This is a genomic window from Aquidulcibacter paucihalophilus (assembly GCF_002105465.1).
GTDB lineage: Bacteria > Pseudomonadota > Alphaproteobacteria > Caulobacterales > Aquidulcibacteraceae > Aquidulcibacter > Aquidulcibacter paucihalophilus.
In genome coordinates this window covers 1-19,619 of sequence record NZ_NCSQ01000007.1, presented here as the reverse complement: position 1 = coordinate 19,619, position 19,619 = coordinate 1, and the positions used below count along the sequence as shown (strand labels likewise).

Below are 19,619 nucleotides of genomic sequence, written 5' to 3'. Positions count from 1 at the left end.
CAAGGACTACACGCAACAAGATCTAGAAAAATGAAACCGAACCTTCCCGCCACCGCCCTGATGGAGCAAGCTCACATCAGGCGGGGCTTGGAATGGCGCGAGCGACGGGGCTCGAACCCGCGACCCCCGGCGTGACAGGCCGGTACTCTAACCGACTGAGCTACGCCCGCGCTGTTTCCTCAAACCGTTGCGTCACCGCTTCGGCAAGGCGGGCGTGATAGACTCCTCCCCTCAGCCGGTCAAGCGATCATCGCAACTTCGTTGCAGGAAAACTGTAATGAATGGGTGGGTCCACTTCATAGAGCAAGCCAAAGCCGCGCAAAAACGCCTATTTTTGAGGAAGCTTCCCCCAAGCCTAATGAACACCACCAGAACCCTGATTGGGTTTGGCGCGCGCCAAAAGCGGAATCACCAGAATCGACAGGGCCAAAAATCCCGCGATCAGAACGAATAAATTATTGAACGTCATGACCGCGGCCTCCCGGTTGAGCAACTGCACCTGTTGGGCAAGGGCCGCCAGTTCTGGATTGGCCACCCCATGGGTCGCCATATTTGCGGCAGAGGCTGCGAGCCGATCCGCCAATTGTGGATCACCCACATTCATCGCGGAACCAAGCTCGGTGCGGTGGAAGACGGTGAAATAATCATTCATCGTCGACAGAACCGCCAACCCGATAGCCCCTCCCAAATTTCGCGTCAGATTAAACAAGCCAGAAGCACTTTGAATCTTCTGAGGTGGCATGGTGCCAAGTGCAATGGTCGATAACGTGGCAAAACAGAGGATTAAGCCACTACCCCGCATCGCCTGCGGCCAGAAGAAGTCCCAGAAGCTTGATTGCGCCGTCAAATGGGCTTGCAGCAAGCAGGAGCCTCCGACAAGACTCGCACCTACAAAAATCGCAAGCCTTGGGTCAACCCGCATGATGAGTTGCCGGGCAAAGGGCGCGCTGATCAGCATGAAGACGCCGGTCACAAACATGACTTGGCCGATCTGGAGCGAGTTATAGCCCCGGACTTGACCCAAGAATAAGGGCTGTAAATAGACGGAGCCATATAGGCCGATGCCCACAGTGAAGGCCAAAAGGGCGCAGACCGCGAAATTCCGGTCCGTGAACGCATCCAGCTTGACGATAGGCTCCTCCAAGGTGAAGGCACGCCAAAAGAAGACCCCTCCGCCTGTCAACATGGTGACGAGGAAAAAGCCGATCTCACTGCTCGCGAGCCACCCTTGGCGTGGCCCTTCTTCCAAAACAATTTCGAGCGAGCCAAGGAAAACCGCCAAGGCAATGAGTCCGATGATATCAATGCGGCGCAAGAGTGGCCAATCGGGCGTCTTGAGGGGGATCAGCATGAAGCAGCCCGCCGCACAAATAAGGCCCGGGACCAGATTAACCAAAAACAGCCAATGCCAACCCAGCGCGCTGGTAATGAACCCACCTAAAGCTGGCCCCATTGCAGGAGCCGAGGTCATAATCATCCCCATCATCACATTGACGGTCGCGCGATCCTTCTCGGCAAAGAGTAAGAAGCCTGCCGCAAACGTGGTGGGCATCATGAACCCGCCCATAAAGCCCTGAATGATCCGGAAGAACACAAGCGTCCCGATATTCTGGGCAAAGGCGCAACCAAAAGAAGCCAAAGTGAAGCCCAATGCGGCAGCGGTGAACAGGTTTCGAATGGATAGCGCCCGTCCCATAAAACCCGACAAAGGGATGGCGATCACTTCAGCCACCAGATAGGAGGTCTGAATCCACACAAGCTCATCCGCACTGGCCGAAACCCCGGCTTGAATCTCGCGCAGGGAGCTGGCGACAATCTGAATGTCGAGAATGGCCATGAAATTGCCCAAGGCCATACAAGCAAAGCCAATCCATAAACCGATTGTTGGCTTTGGATAGACCAGCCCGCCCGGTCCGGGTGGCGGCGACGCCGAGCCAGATGCGCGGGGTTCCCCGCTCACTTCTGAGCCACCTTAGCTGGGGCTTCACGTTCTCGCGTATCCACATCTACCACCGCTGAAAGGCCTGGCCGCAAAATGCCTTTGGCTCGCCACTCGGGGTCAATCATAATCCGAACAGGAACCCGTTGGACAATTTTTGTGAAATTCCCAGTCGCTGTGTCTGTGGGCAAGAGCGAGAATTGCGAGCCCGAAGCTGGTGCAACGCTTTCGATCGTGCCGGTGACCTTTTGATCGGGGAAAGCATCGACTTTGAAAGTAACCTTTTGGCCCGGGGCCAATTTACCAATCTGAGTCTCTTTAAAATTGGCGACCACATAGACCTGATCCAAAGGTACCAAGGCCATCATAATCGTGCCAGGTCGCACAAGCTGGCCCACTTGCACGGTGCGATTGGCAACAATGCCAGAAATAGGGGCCGTAACTTGCGCATAGCCTTGACCAAGCTTTGCTGCATCGAGGCGAGCTTGGGCGGCAAGCACAGCTGCATCGGCAGCCTGAATGGAGGCCTCGGCCGAGCCGATGGCGCTGCGCCCAGAAGCGGCCCCTGCCGCGGCGGCCTGCGCTTTGGCCAAAGCACCTTCCGCCCCCGACTGGGCACCCAAGGCCCCCGCCCCTGCAGACCCCACATCATTGCTCGATTTGGCGCGCGAGGCACTGAGGACAGTGACTTGTTGACGGGCGACCGCAACCGCAGCATGGGCTTCAGCAACCCGAGCTGCAGCAGCATTTGCTTGGGCTTCGACTTGATCCATCCGCGCTTGCGAGACAAAGCCCTGCTTAGCCAAAGCTGCAAAACGGCGGCGATCGGCTTCTGCAACTTGATTGGCCGATTCTGCCGCGCGCAAGGAGGCTTGAGCTTGGACTACCAGATCCGATTGAGTGGTCACTTGCTCTGAAGCGACAGCCACGCTGAGGGTGCGGCTACGGGCTTCGGCGCGGGCTTGATCCGCCATCGCCATAGCTTGCTTAGCCCCGGCAGCAGAAGCCACGGCTTCTGCCCCTAGGCGATTGGCTTCAGAAGCGATGCGGCGGGCCTCTGCGCGCGCCCGGGCAGCCTCTGCCATGGCACGCGCAAGATCTGCCTCGGCGGCAGCAACACTGGCTTGGCTGTCGCGGGGATCCAAGATCACGAGCGAGGCCCCGGACAAGACTTTTGCATGATCATGGGCGTCAATTTTGCGGACATAGCCTTCGGTCTTGGCAGCCACCATGGTGATATCGGCGCGCACATAGGCATTGTCGGTCGACACATGATGGCGTCCAACCAAGAGCCAGCTCCCGACAGCCCAGAGGGCCCCAAGGCCGACCACGCCACCAATACTGGTCAAGATCGTCTTCCGGTTCATGGGTTCTCTCCACGGTAATTGGGCGCAGGTGCGGCGGTAATGCCATTCAAAAACAAGTCGAAAATTGCCTCGACCAATGTTTCCATGGGCGGGCCTGAATTGTGAGACGGAAAGGCTTGACGTCGCAGAATCTCAAACACTAAGGGCGATACCAAAGCCCGAGCAGCCAAAAGGGGCTCAACCTGACGGAAACGGCCTGCATCTATGCCCGCTTGAATCAACTCAACCAGCGCCCCTTGGGTGCGTTCAATCACGGTACGATGATAGAATTCAGCAAGTTCTGGAAAACGCAAAGCTTCAGCCAAAATGATGCGCGGTAAAGCTGCAACACGCAAATCGTGGAAGGATGTCGCCCACATGCGGGCTATCAAGCGAAGCCCCGCCACAGGATCGCGCTTCTGATCCTTTGCGGCGGTATCAAAATGGGCCTGAAGAACGCCAATCCTCTGCTCAACCAGCGCCTTGAACACATCATCCTTAGAAGGAAAATAAAGATAGATGGCTGCTTTAGACAGGCCTGCTGCTTTGGCAATGTCGTCCATCCGCGTCGCGGCAAATCCATTGATGGCAAAGACATCTAAGGCCGCTTCCAGCACTTCATCCGGCCGCGCCTCTGGCTTGCGGGTCCATTTTGGTTGATTTGCACTCGGCTCGATCACATTCATGTGATCTATATAACTGACTGGACAGTTAGTTGTCGAGCCCTTTTGAAGGAAAGCGGCCTGACGCAAATTGCCGCAGCACCTCAGGGCTCATGTGGGACTTAATCGAGCAAGTTGAGAACGTGATACGCGGTGCGCAACAGGCAAGACATTTGCGCCCCATAAAAGTCGTATAAATTGGCCAGCGCTTTGGGCGTGAACACCATATGTCCTTCGTCCACCCATTTCAGCAGATTGGCGTTTATGGCTGCATTGACGATCCGGCGAATATGGACGGCAGAGACACTAAAGCGTTCCGCCAGAATGACTGGATTGAAAGGAACTGGCTTGGGTGAGGGAAACACCTCGTCGCGGTGAAAACTCAATAAATACCATAGGACTTGCGAACCGGCGGCCCGATTGACAAAAATCTGGGTGATTTCTGGGAAGCGATTTAACGCGTCCACATCACTGGCCAATTCGTCAATCTGAGACGCGCAAATCGCATCAAAGATCGCGTCGTCCTTGACCTCATCCAGCAATCGACCGACGCGCGGGTCTAACAAGGCCAGTGAAGAAAAGATCGCCTCTAACTGTAGGCGCCAAGCGGCAACAAAGGTCGGATTGACCTTATAAGTGGTGGCGCCATTGACGCTTTTCCGCCCCCAGACATCAACATAGCCGAGGTAGCGCAAGAATAAGAGGACCGCGCGCGCTCGGCCTGCGCTCAATAAGCCAAAGCGCGCACATAGTGCCTTTAATTTGACAAGGGTGACCCCCTCCTCACGCATCGAAACGGCGCACATGGCCGCAACAAATCGACCGGCATCTTTAAAGATACCATCGACGGCCCGGTCCTGATCGCTCAAGACAAGCATAGTGTCGGCCCAACGCCGCGCAGCTTCTACAAAACCATCAAATTTATGAACTTCGTGGCGGCGACTGACCAGTGCCGCTGTGCCCCCGAGTGCACCTGTGCCGCGCTCCATTTTGGTTTGCGCATCAAGGGTCAAACTATTCTGCATGCTTGAGCTATATGTTTATTTGTCTGATTTTCAAGATATTACCGTTTGGAAAGGGGTAAATCAAAAATGTTCCTTGCGCAATGCGCAAGCGGCATATTCATCTGCAATCCCAGACCTTTACCCATGTGAAAGCCAAAAATATGCGCCACAGACAGCTTGCCCACTTGCTCATCCCCATGGTTCTGGCGCTAGCCGCCTGTGGCAATGGAAACAAACCCGGCCAGGCGCGGACCTTGCAAATCGGCAATTTTGCTGAACCCGGCACCTTGGACCCCAATAAGCTTGATGGATCATGGGAAGGCCGTATCGCCGACGCCCTTTTCATGGGGCTGACCACCAACCTCGCAAATGGCGATGTTGCCCCAGGCATGGCGACATCATGGACCACAAGCCCAGATGGCTTGACTTGGACCTTTAAACTTCGCGACGCGCAATGGTCAGATGGAACACCTGTCTCGGCGGCAGATTTCGTCGCTGGGATGCATCGTCTCATGACTTCGGTACCGCCATCATCCTCGGTTAGCGTCTATTTCTTCATTGAAAACGCCGAGGCCGTGCGCAGTGGCAAACTGCCAGCAGAGGCCTTAGGGGTTCGCGCGCTAGATCCCAAAACCGTCGAATTCAAGTTAAACCGCCCTGCCCCCTATTTGCCGCGCGTCCTGACATGGGCGAATGCGTCACCCGTCCCGCGGCAGAGTATAGCTGCCCATGGCGATGGGTGGATAAAGCCTGAGAATTTTGTCGGCAATGGCCCCTATCTTCTCAAGGAGTGGAAAGCAGGTGACTTCGTCCATCTGACCAAGAATCCCACGTTTTTTGATGCCGCTTCGGTTTGTCTGACCGATCTTTATTTCTATCCAACCAAAGACGTCATTGCAGCTGAACGGGCGGTGCGGGCTGGTAGTTTGGACATGAATTTTGATTTTTCGGGCTCTCGCCTTGCAGAGATAAAGCAGAATATGCCGGGCTATGCCCATGTCACCCAAGGTCAGCGTACTTCTTATATTTCCTTCAATATGCGCCGGCCGGAGTTTAAGGACTTGCGGGTGCGTCAAGCCCTCTCCATGGCGGTAGATCGCGACTTCATAGCCTTGAAAGTATTGGCTGATGGGTCTGAGCCTGCCTATTCCATCGTGCCGAAAGGGATCAAATCCTATGCTGGTGGCACCGTCACGCTGGCCTCAAAAGGGCAATCGCAAGAGGCGCGTGTTGCTCAGGCCAAGTCCCTGTTGCAAGCGGCGGGCTATGGCCCCACAAAGCCACTGGTCTTAACATTTGCGCACCGAAACTCGGGCGAGGTTCCCAAGATTGCCCCAGTCCTGCAAGCCAATTGGCAATCGATCGCGCCTTGGGTCAAAATCTCGCTGCAGGGCAATGACAATGCCATCCACTATGCTTCACTTCAACGGGGCGATTATCAGTTTGCCGATGCAAGCTGGGGAACCATTACCAGTGATGCCATAGAGCATTTGGAGCTCATCAAAACAGGCGGTGGTTCCAATGATGGCGGGTTCACCGACCCCGTCTATGATCGATTGTTGGAGACGGCCGCACAGACCGCAGATATCAAGCTTCGCGAAAAAGCCTTTCTTGAAGCCGAGGCGCGTGCCCTGGACCAATTGGGCATCACGCCGGTCATTTTCGATTCCATGCGTCACTTAGTGAACCCAAGAATCACTGGCTATGTGATCAATGGCACCGGGGACAATCCCTTCCGCCTGATGTGCACCAAAGAGGCGAAAACCGCTAAGTGAGGGCTTGCTCCGTCGAGAGGTCTCACGCTTGATTTGGGAGATGGTGGGCGGTGAGGGGCTCGAACCCCCGACCCTCTCGGTGTAAACGAGATGCTCTTCCAGCTGAGCTAACCGCCCCACGCCGCTTCCATAGGGGCTGGATGGGGTTTCTGGCAAGGCCCCACGTGCAGCCGCTTCAGGCTTGGAAGCAGAATGTCCAAACCCATTTGGCAACAGAAAAAGGCCCCAACAGGTCTGTCAGGGCCCCTTCCCGTTCTAGCCGAGCTATTGCTTAGTGCGCTGTAGCAGCGCTTGGGTCGCCTGCCTCTGGCAGACGCTTCGCCAAGGCTTCGGCAGCATCTTCTGGGTTCCAATCAATCGCGACGATGGGCCGGGTCAGGGCATGAACCAAGACCTCGTCGGCTGTGGAAACCGGAATAATGGTCAGGCCCTGCTTCACATTCTCGGGAATGTCTTCAAGGTCCTTCTCATTCTCTTTTGGAATCAGCACGGTTTTGATGCCCGCCCGCAAAGCGGCCAGTAGCTTCTCCTTCAGGCCACCAATCGGCAGAACCCGGCCTCGCAAGGTGATCTCCCCGGTCATGGCAACCGAGCGCGATACCGGATTATGGGTCAACAGGCTTACAATCGCCGTCATCATGGCAATCCCTGCCGATGGCCCATCCTTCGGCGTTGCCCCTTCGGGCACATGCACATGGATGTCGGTCTGGTCAAACAAGGTGGGCTTGATCCCAAAATGGGGTGCCCGCGCCTTCACAAACGAGCTGGCGGCCTGAATCGATTCCTTCATCACATCGCGCAGATTGCCCGTAACGGTCATCCGCCCTTTACCAAACATCTGGACAGCTTCAATGGTCAAGGTGTCGCCGCCCACTTCAGTCCAAGCCAGACCCGTGACGGCCCCGACTTGATCCTCAGTCTCAGCCTCACCAAAGCGAACCTTCCGCACACCCAGATAGTCTTTGACATTTTCAGGTGTGATCGCGACGGTTTCTTTCTTCTTCTGGCTGATCTCGCGCACGGCTTTACGGGCCAGATTGGCGATTTCACGTTCAAGGCTACGCACACCAGCTTCGCGGGTGTAATAGCGGATCACTTCACGCAAGCCTTCATCCGACAACGAGAATTCACCCACGCGCAGACCATTGGCCTCGATCTGCTTTTGCAACAAGTGCCGCTTGGCGATTTCCACCTTTTCATCTTCGGTATAGCCGGGGATGCGGATGATCTCCATGCGGTCCAGCAAAGGCTGGGGCATGTTGAGCGAGTTAGCCGTGGTCACGAACATCACATCTGACAAGTCATAATCGACTTCCAGATAATGGTCGTTGAAGGTGCTGTTTTGTTCGGGATCCAAGACCTCCAACAAAGCTGCTGCTGGGTCGCCACGATAATCGGCACCCATTTTGTCGATTTCATCCAACAAAAAGAGCGGATTGGCGCTTTTCGCCTTTTTCATCGATTGGATGATGCGGCCGGGCATAGAGCCGATATAGGTGCGACGATGGCCGCGGATCTCAGACTCATCGCGCACTCCGCCCAGTGAGACGCGCACGAAATCGCGCCCGGTTGCTTTGGCGATGGACTTGCCCAGCGAGGTCTTCCCCACGCCCGGCGGGCCGACGAGGCACAGAATGGGGCCGCGCAGTTTATTGGTGCGCGCCCCAACGGCCAGATATTCCAGGATGCGTTCCTTGACCTTTTCCAAACCATAGTGATCGCCGTCGAGCACTTGTTCTGCGGCATCAATATCTTTCTTAGTCTTTTTCTGCTTGCCCCAAGGCAGGGCCAACAGCCAATCAAGGTAGTTGCGAACCACGGTTGATTCCGCCGACATCGGGCTCATTTGCTTCAGCTTTTTAAGCTCAGCTTCTGCCTTGGTGCGGGCTTCTTTAGACAATTTGGTTTTGCGAATTTGCTCTTCCAGCTCCTGCAGCTCGTCACGACCTTCGTCCTGCTCGCCCAGTTCGCGCTGAATGGCCTTCATTTGTTCATTCAGATAATAGTCGCGCTGGCTCTTTTCCATCTGCCGCTTGACGCGGTTACGGATCCGGCGCTCAACCTGCAGCACGCCCATTTCGCCTTCCATGAAGGTGAAGATGCGCTCAAGGCGCTTGGTGGCACTGAAGATTTCCAAAAGCTCCTGCTTCTGTTCCAACTTGATGGCCAAATTATCGGCAATCACGTCTGCAACTTGGCTGGCGGTTGGCAATTGGCTGAGGCCCGAGACGATTTCGGGCGGAATTTTGCGATTGAGTTTGACGTAATTCTCAAACTGCTCAATCGCCGTCCGCGACAGGGCTTTGGCTTCTGGTGTATCGGCGTCGAGGTCTTCGATCTCTTCGACTTGTACCGTAAACATAGGCTCGGTCGCATCAAAGCTTTGGATCGAAACCCGCGATTTGCCCTCAACCAAGACCTTGACAGTGCCATCGGGCAATTTCAGCAATTGCAGCACCGAAGCAATAACCCCAATCTGATGCACATCGTCTGGACCTGGATTATCGGCGCTCGCATCCTTTTGGGTCGCCAACACAATTTCCTTGTCGCTGCGCATCGCTTCTTCCAGCGCCCGAACCGACTTTTCCCGCCCAACAAACAAGGGCGAAACGCGATGCGGGAACACGACGATGTCGCGTAGGGGCAGAAGCGGCAGAATACGTGTCTTGGTCATTCAGTTTCCTTAGACTTAGCCTGAGACGTCCTAGTTTTTGGGGCGCAACTTTGATCCAGGTGGATCAAAACGCGCTCCACAGGGAGATAGGGCGCCGTGTTGCGGGCTTTTGCAAGTCCGCGGTGATGTTATTCCACAAATGGATGCGCCGAAGGCAAGGTTCAAGGCCCGACCTGTATCCGTGATTTGAGGACGGGGAATGGTAGTTGAAATTTGGATGCGTTGAGCGAAGCCCGCGCCATCAAATCGTGCAAGTAAGGACTAGAAAGCCAGGCCATCCTTGGTCATCTTATCGACTGGGATTCAAAAGAACGCATCGCAAGACTAGGTATTTTGGACTTAGGGGACAAAGGGTGACGGAAGAAAAGCAAAGCGTCGCGTTAAGATTGATCATCTTTTTCGTGCAGGCTTTTGTCGCAACTGCATGTACCCTGTTTATCCTCCTGTTTGCAGCCATGTACGTGGCTGCGATGGTTCAAAGTCCAAGCTCGAAAGTGCAGTCTGCATGCACGGAAGAAAATCCTGATTTCCCTTGGTGTTGGCCGCCTGTTTCAAGCTATTCCCAAGAGGAAAATCCGCCAATCTCAGAAGCTCGACGCCGGCAGCTGCGTACAGCCCTCCTGCGTGTTTTTCCAGAAGCTGATAGTCACGCCCTGATTGACCGGCCAACGACAGAGGCAACCAGCCCTGAAGCGGGGATCAAATTTCGACAAGCAGAGAGCTTTTCGTGTAGCAAGATCGGGCCTGCCGCTTTGCTTCAAGAGCGCGCGACCATCACCTTTGAGGAGGTGAAGCCCAATTGCCTTGTGCCGGATCCGAGTACGACAGAATTGCATGCTGACCGCTCCAACTTTTATGCCTACGGCTGTGGGGCACCAGATTGGTGCCCAGACAACGGTCGGCTGCCGCCAGTCGGGGTCAAACTGCCGCCCTTGGACCACCCACGAACCCACTGCGCCGGACGACCACTAGATGACCTTCGTAAAATCAAGAGCCAAAAGACCTGTGACAATGAAACCCTTATCGTATGGGCGAAAAGAGGTGATGCTACTGCAAAACTGATATTCTACACCCGCTTCATTGATCGGCCCAACTACCAAAACGATCCGATCATCCATTCTATCTCAAACAACGAAGCGTTTCTTTGGTTGGTGCAAGCTGCCATGCCAGCTGAAAATTTTAATCCAAACAACGCGCCGTGCGCCAACTCTGGAGCCGGAGTCCGAGATGCATCTTGCGCCAATTTTGGTTTTCCTGAAGCACAAATCCGACTTGCCGCAAAGATCTATTTGACTTCGGACCGGTCGCCGGGCTGGGACGAAGTTGCAAAAGAATTGATCAATTTTGCCTCCGCAAATGGTCAACCTGATGCGGCAGAACAAGTGCTTACATTAGTCAGTCAAGCGACACCTTAATACCCAAAATCGTTCCTTGCCTCACACCGCGGGGCACCCTAGGGTCCAAGAAAACAGGCCGTCAAACGCCAATATGGAGGAATAAATGCGCCCTAAATCAGTATCCCTGATCGTTCTAGCCTGCGCGCTGGGCGGACAAGCACAGGCGAAGCCTCAGGGCCTTGAGGCCAGCATCACGCGCACCACTTATGGCATCCCCCATATCACGGCTAAGAGCTGGAAAGGCATTGGCTATGGCGTTGCTTATGCCTATGCGCAGGACAATTTGTGCATGTTGGCCGAAGACTTTGCCACGGTGGCGGGCGAACGGTCTCTGCACTTTGGCGCCAAGGAAAAAACCAGCCTCGGCTTTGACCCGCTCGACAATTTGGCCTCAGATACGTTCTTCCGGTCTAACTTGGATTTGGCAAAACTTCGCCGCGACGGCCTGAAGACCAGCAAAGTCGCACGCGACCTGACCGAAGGCTATGTTGCCGGCTATAATCGTCTCCTGCGCGATCTGGGACCAGAGCGAGTACCAGAGGCGTGTCGCGGTAAGGCTTGGGTGCGCCCAATCACGACCGATGACATGTTGCGCCTCACCGAAAAGAACGCCTTGCGTGCAGGCGCTTTGGTTCTCGCCCAAGCCATTGCTTATGCCGCCCCACCCCAAGACGTGAAAGCAGAGAAAGTTGCCGCCCTCACCCTGCCCGATCCTGCTGCAGCTGGCCTTGGCAGCAATGGCTGGGCCTTTGGCGCAGAAACCACCGCCAATGGGCGTGGCCTGATCGTCGGCAATCCGCATTTTCCGTGGGCAGGCCCATCCCGTTTCTATCAGCTTCACATCACCATTCCAGGTGTGGTCGATGTCATGGGGGCAACATTGGCGGGCTCTCCCCTGCCCACCATTGGCTTTAACAAGGACATTGCTTGGACGCACACCGTGACCGCATCCAAGCATGCAACCGTATTTGAACTGACGCTCGATCCAGCCGACCCCACGCGCTATCTGGTGGATGGCAAGAGCGAAGCGATGGAGGTGCGGCAGATTCACGTGCCGACCCCAGAAGGGCTAGTCCAGCGCACCGTCTATGTCAGCCGTTTCGGCCCCCTTATGGTCATGCCCGCCGCAGGCTTGAGTTGGACAAAGGAACGTGCCTTTGCCATCCGCGACGCCAATGCTGGGAATAATCGCCTGATTGATGCTTGGGTTGGCATGAATCTCGCCAAACATGTCGGCGACATTCGCGATTCCGTGACGAGGACTCTGGGCATTCCTTGGGTGAATACGATCGCTGCTGACCGTTATGGCAATACGCTTTTGGCCGATGTGACTGCGGTTCCCAATGTCTCGGCGCAAAAAATCAAGGACTGCGCAACCCCGCGCTCTGCCGCCTTGGCCCAACGTCTTGTAATCCTCGATGGCAGCCGCTCTGCCTGTGATTGGGATAAAGCACCGGGCACGCCCGTCCCCGGCCTCATGCCCGCCAGTGATCAAGCCATTATTGAGCGGCGCGACTATGTCGCCAATAGTAATGACAGCTATTGGCTCACCAATCCAAAGGCCCCCTATCGGGTCTTGTCTCCCATTTTGGGCACAGCCGAAGTTGCCCGTAGTCTGCGCACCCGCTCCGGCCTGATTGAGATTGACCGCAGATTAACGGGCGCCGATGGCTTTAAAAGCACCAAAGTCGATCATGAAACCGCGCGTGCCATGCAATTTGCCAATAAGGCCCTTGCAGCTGAATTGACCCTCGATGCGCTTTTGGGACTGTGTGCCAATCAAGCAGATTTGGCTACGGCCTGTCAGGCACTCAAAAACTGGGACCGACTGTACAACAATGATAGCAAGGGTGCCTATCTGTTCTGGGCCTTTTGGGAATTGGCCGACAGGCTGCCAGGCAAATGGGCAACGCCGTTTGACCTGAAAGACCCCGTCAACACCCCCCGTGATTTGGTTACTACAGGCCCTGTTGCCGACCAGCTGCTTGGGGCGTTGCGGTCAGCGGTAGAGCGCTTGACCAAAGAAGGCTATCCCTTGGATGTGGCTTGGGGAAATGTGCAATTTGTGACCCGTAATGGTCAGAACATCCCCATTCATGGTGCTCATGGCAATCTCGGCGTTCTCAATGTGCAAGTCTCCGAGAAGGTCGGAAATGTCCTGGTCCCACGCCACGGCACCTCTTACGTCCAGATTGTGGGCTTTGACGACAAAGGCCCCGTGGCAGACGCGATTTTGAGCTATGCGCAATCCACCGACCCTGCCTCACCTTTTTATGCCGATCAGACCAATGCCTATGCTGAAAAGCGCTGGAACCGCCTATCCTTTACCCCGGCCGAGATCGAGGCCGCCAAAATCGCCGAGACGCTGAAGCTCAAGGAATAGACCTTATTCCTTCAGCGAGGACCGAACCAAGCAGTGGGGGCCAAGGTCAGCCAGTTTCTTGACCCCCATCAGGGTCATATTGGTGCGCATCTCCTTTTCAAAAAGCGCCAAAAGACGGCTTACCCCCGCCTCCCCGCCTGCCGCTAGGGCATAAGCATAGGCCCGCCCCAGCATTACCGCGTCCGCGCCCATGGCCAAAAAGCGCAAGACATCTACCCCGCTTCTTATACCCGAGTCCGCAAGGACGGGGATAGATTTGCCCACGGCCTCAACAATTCCAGGCAATGCCGCCGCCGTCGACATGGTGCCATCAAGCTGTCGCCCGCCATGGTTAGACACAATAATCCCATCCGCCCCGAAGGTGACGGCATCGCGGGCGTCATCCGGATCCAAAATACCCTTGATGAGGATTTGGCCCTGCCAAGCCTGGCGGATCCAATCAAGGTCTTGCCAGCCGATACTGGGATCGAAATTTGCGCCAAGCCAGCCAATATAATCCGCCAAACCCGTTGCTTGACCCCGATAGGCAGAGATATTGCCCAGATCATGCGGCCGCCCCAAAAGGCCGACATCGAGAGCCCAGCATGGGTGTAGCATGGCTTGCACCATGCGACGCGTTCCCGCCCAAGGGCCGGACATGCCTGAGTGTGGGTCACGATAGCGCGAGCCCGGTGTTGGCATATCGACCGTAAACACCAAAGTCGTCACACCCAAGGCCGCCGCGCGGGCCAAGGCATCGGCCATAAAGCCCCGATCTTTCAAGACATAGAGCTGGAACCAGATGGGTTGGCTAGACGCAGCGGCAACTTCTGCCAGGGGGCAGACGCTGACCGTTGACAGCGTATAGGGGATACGGGCTTTGGCGGCGGCTTGTGCCGCCTGCACTTCACCGCGCCGCGCCAGCATGCCCGATAGGCCGACTGGACCCAGAATTATCGGCAGAGCGAAGTTTTCGCCCAAGAGGGTTGTAGACAGATCGACTGTGTCCATGGCATGCAGAACGCGCTGGCGCAGCAAGATTTTAGACAGGTCGATCTCATTGGCCTTGAGTGTCACCTCATCAAGCGCCCCGCCATCAACATAGTCGAACAGGAAGCGTGGCAGACGCTGTTGCGCGACACCGCGAAAATCCCTTGGACTGGCAATGATCATTCAGCCCTGCTTCCTCTGACCGCTTACCCGCAAGCTAAGCACAGGGCTGGGCTCTCAGGCAAATCCGCCACTGGCATCTTGTTGCTGACAGCGCACCAAACGGCTCGTCAGCACGGCGGCTTGGCGATGCTTGACGGCTTCGCGGTAGTCCGGGTCGGTCACCATGGCCAAAAAGGCACCGGCACTTGGATAATTGGCGATGAAGATCGTATCCCAAGCCTCTGATTCCGGGCCTGTAAGCATGGCTTGCATGGTCCCGCGCCACACAATCTTGCCGCCTAATCGGCTGAAGATTGGGTCACTGGTGCGGCCATATTCTTTGTAGGCCTCTGCCCCCGTCCGGCTCAGCTTGGCATCTGGATGATCTGCAGGATAAAGCGCCAAAGGCCGGAAACGGACCTGATTAAGCATCCAGATCGGCTCATCCCGTGGCAGCGATTTGAACAGGTCAAAGGCTGCCCGAGTTGGATCAACAAAGGCCTCGTCCGTCATCACCATCTCGCCTTAGGCTTAGCCAGCCGCGGCTGGGGCTGCTTGATCGCGCCGCTCTGAATAGATGAGCAAGGGCTTCGCGCGGCCTTCAATGACTTCGCCATTGACCACCACTTCTTCCACGCCTTCATACGACGGCAGGTCGAACATAGTCTCAAGCAGAACGCCTTCGAGGATCGAACGCAAGCCCCGTGCACCCGTCTTACGAGCAATGGCCTTGGTCGCCACACACCGCAAAGCTTCGTCGGTGAAGGTCAGCTTGGTGTTTTCCATCTCAAACAGACGTTGATATTGTTTGATCAACGCATTCTTGGGCTCAGTCAGGATTTGGATGAGCGCGGCTTCGTCCAAATCTTCCAAGGTCGCAAAAACAGGCATCCGGCCGACAAATTCCGGGATAAGACCGAATTTCAATAAATCCTCAGGCTCGCACTCGCGCAGCACATCACCGGTACGACGATCATCTGGGCTGCGCACATTGGCCCCAAAGCCAATGCCAGCACCTGTGCCGCGACGCGAAATAATCGTGTCGAGACCAGGGAAAGCGCCGCCCGCGATGAAGAGGATGTTGGTGGTATCCACTTGCAGGAATTCCTGCTGCGGATGTTTGCGGCCACCTTGGGGCGGAACGGATGCAACCGTGCCTTCCATCAATTTCAACAAGGCCTGTTGCACACCTTCACCCGAAACGTCACGGGTTATGGATGGATTGTCTGACTTGCGGCTGATTTTGTCGATTTCGTCGATATAGACGATGCCGCGCTGGGCGCGCTCCACATTATAGTCCGACGCCTGCAACAGTTTCAGAATGATATTCTCCACATCTTCCCCGACATAGCCAGCTTCGGTCAAAGTCGTGGCGTCGGCCATTGTGAATGGCACGTCGATGATGCGGGCAAGGGTTTGGGCCAGCAAGGTTTTGCCGCAACCGGTCGGTCCAATCAGCAAAATGTTCGACTTGGCCAGCTCGACATCGCCATTCTTTTGCGAATGTGCGAGGCGCTTGTAATGATTGTGTACGGCCACGGCCAAAACGCGCTTGGCGTAATTCTGGCCGATCGCATAATCGTCAAGAACGTCCTTGATCTCCTGCGGCGTGGGCACACCGTCTTTGGATTTGACCAATTGGTTCTTATTCTCTTCGCGGATGATATCCATGCACAGTTCGACGCACTCATCGCAGATGAACACGGTAGGCCCTGCGATCAGTTTGCGGACTTCATGCTGGCTCTTGCCGCAGAAGCTGCAATAGAGCGTATTTTTTGAATCACCGCTGGCTGCTTTGGTCATATCTACTCCAGTCCGTCATGGTGCTGCCAAAAGCAGCCACTGACGGTCGCTCCAAAAAGCTTTGTCCAGTCTTGCACGGAATCTGTCAACGATCCGTTGCAAAACTGAAGCAATTAAGTTCACCCGCTTGGTCGTACGCAAAAACGAGGCCGGGCGGGGCAAAAGGCGTGTTTAGCTCGTCAGACTTGGGTCTTCGCGCTTCACAAAAACTTCGTCCACGATGCCGAATGCCTTGGCTTCTTCAGCGGTCATGAAATGATCGCGGTCCAAGGTTTTCTCAATCACGTCATAGTCTTGCCCCGTGTGCTTGACATAGATTTCGTTGAGACGACGCTTGGTTGCGACAATATCTTCAGCATGGCGTGCAATGTCGGTTGCTTGCCCCCGGAAGCCACCCGAGGGCTGGTGCACCATGACGCGGGCATTTGGCAGCGCAACGCGGCTACCCTTTTGCCCAGCGGCCAGCAACAGCGACCCCATGGATGCCGCTTGGCCCATAACCACGGTGGAGACAGGAGAGCGGATATATTCCATCGTGTCATAAATCGATAGACCAGAGGTGACAACACCGCCGGGGCTATTGATATACATAGCAATTTCCTTCTTGGGGTTTTCAGACTCGAGGAAAAGAAGTTGGGCGCAGATTAAAGCGGCCATGCCGTCTTCAACTGGGCCCGACACGAAAATGATGCGCTCGCGCAACAGGCGAGAAAAAATATCGAAGGCCCGCTCGCCACGCGAACTTTGCTCGACAACCATTGGGACCAAGCCCAGTGCGCGTGTGATATGATCGGTCATAAAAGCCTCTTTCAGAACACGCCAATGCGTTCTGGAATGCTAGATATTGGCCCGCTTCGCCTCCGTTGCAAGGAGATGTTGCGGTTAATGCGGTTTGCAAGCAGTGAATGAAGGAATGGTGAAGGTCGATCCATCTACCCACAGGCAGTAGCAGACAAGCCGGAACTGACTGCAGTAAGGGATATATTCGAGGCCTTGATGCGGGTCTCCCCTGTTCCGGTCTCAGGCAAAGCCGCACACTCAAAGCCCAGTTTGTTCATTCTATGGATAGTGTTTGGCGCCCCCACGGGCAGACAGACCAGCAAACACAGATGCATACGTGGCTGTTACGCGCAATTCCTGCTATGTGGCCCACCTTGGCGCGCTTTGAAGCCGCCCTCGCAATACCCCGCCATCTCTTCAGGCGGTTTCAGGATGACTATGCCCTTCCCTACTCTACCCGCCGTCTTTGAAGCCGCATTGACGGCGCAAGGCTATGGCGAGCCGACCCCTGTTCAAGCCGCGGTGCTCGCCGAAGAACGCGCCAATGCAGACCTTTTGGTCTCAGCCCAAACAGGATCAGGCAAGACCGTTGCTTTTGGCCTGTCGATTGGCCCCACGCTTTTGGCCGGCGAAGACCGCCTTGGTCGGGGTGGCGCACCCTTAGCCCTTGTGATCGCCCCCACCCGGGAGCTTGCCCAACAAGTCGCCCGCGAATTGGAATGGCTTTATGCCAAGGCGGGCGCGCAAGTTGTTTGCTGCGTTGGCGGGATGGATGCCCGCCAGGAGGCCCGCAAGCTACAAGCAGGCTGTCACATTGTGGTCGGCACGCCCGGGCGCCTGCGCGACCATATGGAACGGGGGCGCGCTGACTTCAGCGCCCTGCGCGCCGTCGTCCTCGATGAAGCCGACGAAATGCTCGACCTTGGCTTTAAAGATGATCTTGAAGCCATTTTGGATGGCACGCCAGAAGAAAAGCGTACCCTCCTCTTCTCGGCCACATTAGCCAAAGATATTGTGACTTTGGCCAAGCAGTATCAACGCAACGCCATTCGCATCGACACCACCGCACGCGATGTGCCCCATGGCGATATTGAGTATCGCGCCATCCGCGTTGCCCCCAACGAGCTGGAATTGGCCGTAGTCAATGTCCTACGTTTTTACGGTACGGGCGGGGCTTTGGTGTTTTGTGCAACGCGCGAAAGTGTGCGTCACTTATTTGGAAGCCTGCGCGAGCGCGGTTTCTCGGCGGTGGCCCTGTCGGGTGAGTTGTCCCAGAAAGAGCGTACCGATGCGCTGCAAGCGCTGCGCGACGGCCATGCCCGGGTTTGTGTGGCAACCGATGTGGCCGCACGCGGCCTGGACCTTCCAGACCTCAATCTCGTCATCCATGCAGAACTGCCCCAAAATAAAGCCGCGCTTCTCCACCGGTCGGGCCGCACAGGACGGGCTGGGCGCAAGGGGATTTCGGTTGTGTTGGTCCCCACTACGCGGCGCAAAAAGGCTGAGCAATTGCTGCATTCGGCAGGGGTTTCGGCCACATGGTCGGGCCCGCCGAGCGCTGAATCCATCCGCGCGGCTGACCGCGACCGGTTGATGAATGATCCGATGTTAAAAGAGCCTGCGAGCGAAGAAGATGTTGGTCTCGCTGCAGCCCTGCTGGAAGCGGCAGGTCCCGAACAGGTGGCAACCGCGCTCATTCGCCTCTATCGCTCGCGCCTGCCAGAACCGGAAGATGTGTTTGAGCCCGTGCCAGACCCTCGTGGCCCACGGCCAGAACGGGGAGAACGGCCTGCCCGAATGCGCGACCGGCCAGAACGTGACCCGCGTGACTTTGGCGGGCAAGAAGGCTCTGGCGCGCCCTGGTTCCGCCTTTCGGTGGGCCGCAATTCCAACGCAGACCCGAAATGGCTGATTCCGCTCATCTGCCGCCTTGGTCATGTCACCAAGAATGACATTGGCACCATACGTATCTTCGATCGCGACACGGTGTTTGAGATCGACCCCCGCGTGGCCGACCGCTTCATGCGGGCAGTCTATGATCACCCAGATGATGCCATGCGGATTGAGCCTGCCAATCATCCAGGCAGCGCCAAAGGCGCGCCCCGCCGCGATGGTCCCAAGAAGGGCAGCAAGAAGGGAAAGCCAAATGCGCCTGTGGCTTCTGGCGAACGCGGCCCGCGCGGCATCGTCGGCCCCCCACGCAGCAAGGGCGGTCCACCCCCTTTCGGAAAGAAGTCGTTCAAAAAGAAAGTCCGTATGGACTGAGCGGACGTTATCAGCCCACACAATGATCCCCGCCGAAACGACGTAAAGAGCGGGGGCCATGTGGGACTCTCCGGCACGAGGTCGAGAGCGAGGACATTGTGGGCCGCGAGGGATGCCATCGCTTTTCGTTCTTTTGTTCTAGAAGGCTTTGGTGCAGGCTGTGCCTGCCCGAAAGGCCATACGTTATTGTTCGCGGGCGATTTGACGGGTCAAGTCCGCTTCGCGCCATTGACGCGCGCTTGGTTCTTTGGAACCAAGTTGCGCGGTTAAATCAAGAAATTAGGTCCACCTCCTTTCAAAAAGGGAGGTGGACCTAGGGCGGCAGATTTCCGGAGGAAATCTGGACTTGACACGACAAATCGCCCGAACACACTGGATGAAGCGGTTTGGTGGACCATAGGGATCACCAAAGCGCGTCTAGATAAAAAACCTAACCAAAACCACCGTCATCCCCGCCGGA

13 protein-coding genes and 2 tRNA genes are annotated in these 19,619 nt (G+C 56.1%); 4 read left to right on the top strand and 11 right to left on the bottom strand.

Annotation, left to right across the window (positions count from 1 at the left end):
* Positions 1-93 precede the first annotated feature (93 nt).
* From B7364_RS00225 to B7364_RS00205, 5 genes are all read right to left on the bottom strand, one after another.
* Positions 94-170: transfer RNA gene (locus B7364_RS00225), tRNA-Asp, on the bottom strand.
* Positions 171-355: 185 nt separating this feature from the next.
* Positions 356-1,960: a DHA2 family efflux MFS transporter permease subunit gene (locus B7364_RS00220; RefSeq protein WP_157893377.1), complete on the bottom strand. Its 1,605-nt coding sequence runs from the start codon at positions 1,958-1,960 to the stop codon at positions 356-358.
* Positions 1,957-3,306: an HlyD family secretion protein gene (locus B7364_RS00215; protein WP_085337930.1), complete on the bottom strand. Its 1,350-nt coding sequence runs from the start codon at positions 3,304-3,306 to the stop codon at positions 1,957-1,959. Before B7364_RS00215 ends, B7364_RS00220 begins: the two co-directional genes overlap by 4 nt.
* Positions 3,303-3,965, bottom strand: coding sequence for a TetR/AcrR family transcriptional regulator (locus tag B7364_RS00210; RefSeq protein ID WP_198533981.1), 663 nt, complete (start codon positions 3,963-3,965; stop codon positions 3,303-3,305). The genes B7364_RS00215 and B7364_RS00210 overlap by 4 nt, the downstream gene beginning before the upstream one ends.
* Before the next feature lie 104 nt (positions 3,966-4,069).
* Positions 4,070-4,972, bottom strand: a complete 903-nt coding sequence (locus B7364_RS00205) for a hypothetical protein (protein WP_085337928.1) — start codon at positions 4,970-4,972, stop codon at positions 4,070-4,072.
* A gap of 80 nt (positions 4,973-5,052) precedes the next feature.
* Here B7364_RS00205 and B7364_RS00200 point away from each other — a divergent pair, with 80 nt between their 5' ends.
* The gene (locus tag B7364_RS00200) at positions 5,053-6,726 is read left to right on the top strand and encodes a peptide ABC transporter substrate-binding protein (RefSeq protein ID WP_085337927.1); all 1,674 of its coding nucleotides are present in this window, start codon (positions 5,053-5,055) and stop codon (positions 6,724-6,726) included.
* 41 nt (positions 6,727-6,767) lie between these two features.
* Here the strand turns inward: B7364_RS00200 and B7364_RS00195 are convergent.
* Together B7364_RS00195 and lon are read right to left on the bottom strand one after the other, a co-directional pair.
* Positions 6,768-6,843 (bottom strand) — tRNA-Val (locus B7364_RS00195).
* 154 nt (positions 6,844-6,997) lie between these two features.
* On the bottom strand, positions 6,998-9,400 hold the full coding sequence (gene lon, locus B7364_RS00190) for an endopeptidase La (protein WP_085337926.1): 2,403 nt from the start codon (positions 9,398-9,400) through the stop codon (positions 6,998-7,000).
* A 206-nt stretch (positions 9,401-9,606) separates the two neighbouring features.
* Between lon and B7364_RS00185 the strand changes: the two genes are divergently transcribed.
* Together B7364_RS00185 and B7364_RS00180 are read left to right on the top strand one after the other, a co-directional pair.
* Positions 9,607-10,815 (top strand): hypothetical protein, encoded by a 1,209-nt coding sequence (locus B7364_RS00185; protein ID WP_232780758.1) that lies wholly within the window; start codon positions 9,607-9,609, stop codon positions 10,813-10,815.
* Positions 10,816-10,900: 85 nt separating this feature from the next.
* Positions 10,901-13,180, top strand: a complete 2,280-nt coding sequence (locus B7364_RS00180) for a penicillin acylase family protein (protein WP_085337924.1) — start codon at positions 10,901-10,903, stop codon at positions 13,178-13,180.
* A 3-nt stretch (positions 13,181-13,183) separates the two neighbouring features.
* On the opposite strand, the gene lldD is transcribed toward B7364_RS00180, so the two are convergent.
* From lldD to B7364_RS00160, 4 genes are all read right to left on the bottom strand, one after another.
* A complete protein-coding gene (gene lldD / locus B7364_RS00175) occupies positions 13,184-14,332 on the bottom strand; it encodes an FMN-dependent L-lactate dehydrogenase LldD (RefSeq protein ID WP_085337923.1) in 1,149 nt (382 codons plus the stop codon).
* A gap of 54 nt (positions 14,333-14,386) precedes the next feature.
* Positions 14,387-14,824 (bottom strand): DUF1330 domain-containing protein, encoded by a 438-nt coding sequence (locus B7364_RS00170; protein WP_085337939.1) that lies wholly within the window; start codon positions 14,822-14,824, stop codon positions 14,387-14,389.
* Between the two features lie 18 nt (positions 14,825-14,842).
* Positions 14,843-16,114, bottom strand: coding sequence for an ATP-dependent Clp protease ATP-binding subunit ClpX (clpX, locus tag B7364_RS00165; protein ID WP_085337922.1), 1,272 nt, complete (start codon positions 16,112-16,114; stop codon positions 14,843-14,845).
* Between the two features lie 171 nt (positions 16,115-16,285).
* Positions 16,286-16,912: an ATP-dependent Clp protease proteolytic subunit gene (locus B7364_RS00160; RefSeq protein WP_085337921.1), complete on the bottom strand. Its 627-nt coding sequence runs from the start codon at positions 16,910-16,912 to the stop codon at positions 16,286-16,288.
* Between the two features lie 420 nt (positions 16,913-17,332).
* Here B7364_RS00160 and B7364_RS00155 point away from each other — a divergent pair, with 420 nt between their 5' ends.
* On the top strand, positions 17,333-19,159 hold the full coding sequence (locus B7364_RS00155; protein ID WP_085337920.1) for a DEAD/DEAH box helicase: 1,827 nt from the start codon (positions 17,333-17,335) through the stop codon (positions 19,157-19,159).
* The last annotated feature ends 460 nt before the right edge of the window (positions 19,160-19,619 follow it).

Bases quoted from the DNA above. Each gene is read 5' to 3' on its own strand.
- B7364_RS00215 (WP_085337930.1), bottom strand. From the start codon at position 3,306: ATGAACCGGAAGACGATCTTGACCAGTATTGGTGGCGTGGTCGGCCTT.
- B7364_RS00205 (WP_085337928.1), bottom strand. From the start codon at position 4,972: ATGCAGAATAGTTTGACCCTTGATGCGCAAACCAAAATGGAGCGCGGC.
- clpX (WP_085337922.1), bottom strand. From the start codon at position 16,114: ATGACCAAAGCAGCCAGCGGTGATTCAAAAAATACGCTCTATTGCAGC.
- B7364_RS00200 (WP_085337927.1), top strand. From the start codon at position 5,053: ATGCGCAAGCGGCATATTCATCTGCAATCCCAGACCTTTACCCATGTG.
- B7364_RS00155 (WP_085337920.1), top strand. From the start codon at position 17,333: ATGCCCTTCCCTACTCTACCCGCCGTCTTTGAAGCCGCATTGACGGCG.
- B7364_RS00160 (WP_085337921.1), bottom strand. From the start codon at position 16,912: ATGACCGATCATATCACACGCGCACTGGGCTTGGTCCCAATGGTTGTC.
- B7364_RS00180 (WP_085337924.1), top strand. From the start codon at position 10,901: ATGCGCCCTAAATCAGTATCCCTGATCGTTCTAGCCTGCGCGCTGGGC.
- B7364_RS00170 (WP_085337939.1), bottom strand. From the start codon at position 14,824: ATGACGGACGAGGCCTTTGTTGATCCAACTCGGGCAGCCTTTGACCTG.
- lldD (WP_085337923.1), bottom strand. From the start codon at position 14,332: ATGATCATTGCCAGTCCAAGGGATTTTCGCGGTGTCGCGCAACAGCGT.
- lon (WP_085337926.1), bottom strand. From the start codon at position 9,400: ATGACCAAGACACGTATTCTGCCGCTTCTGCCCCTACGCGACATCGTC.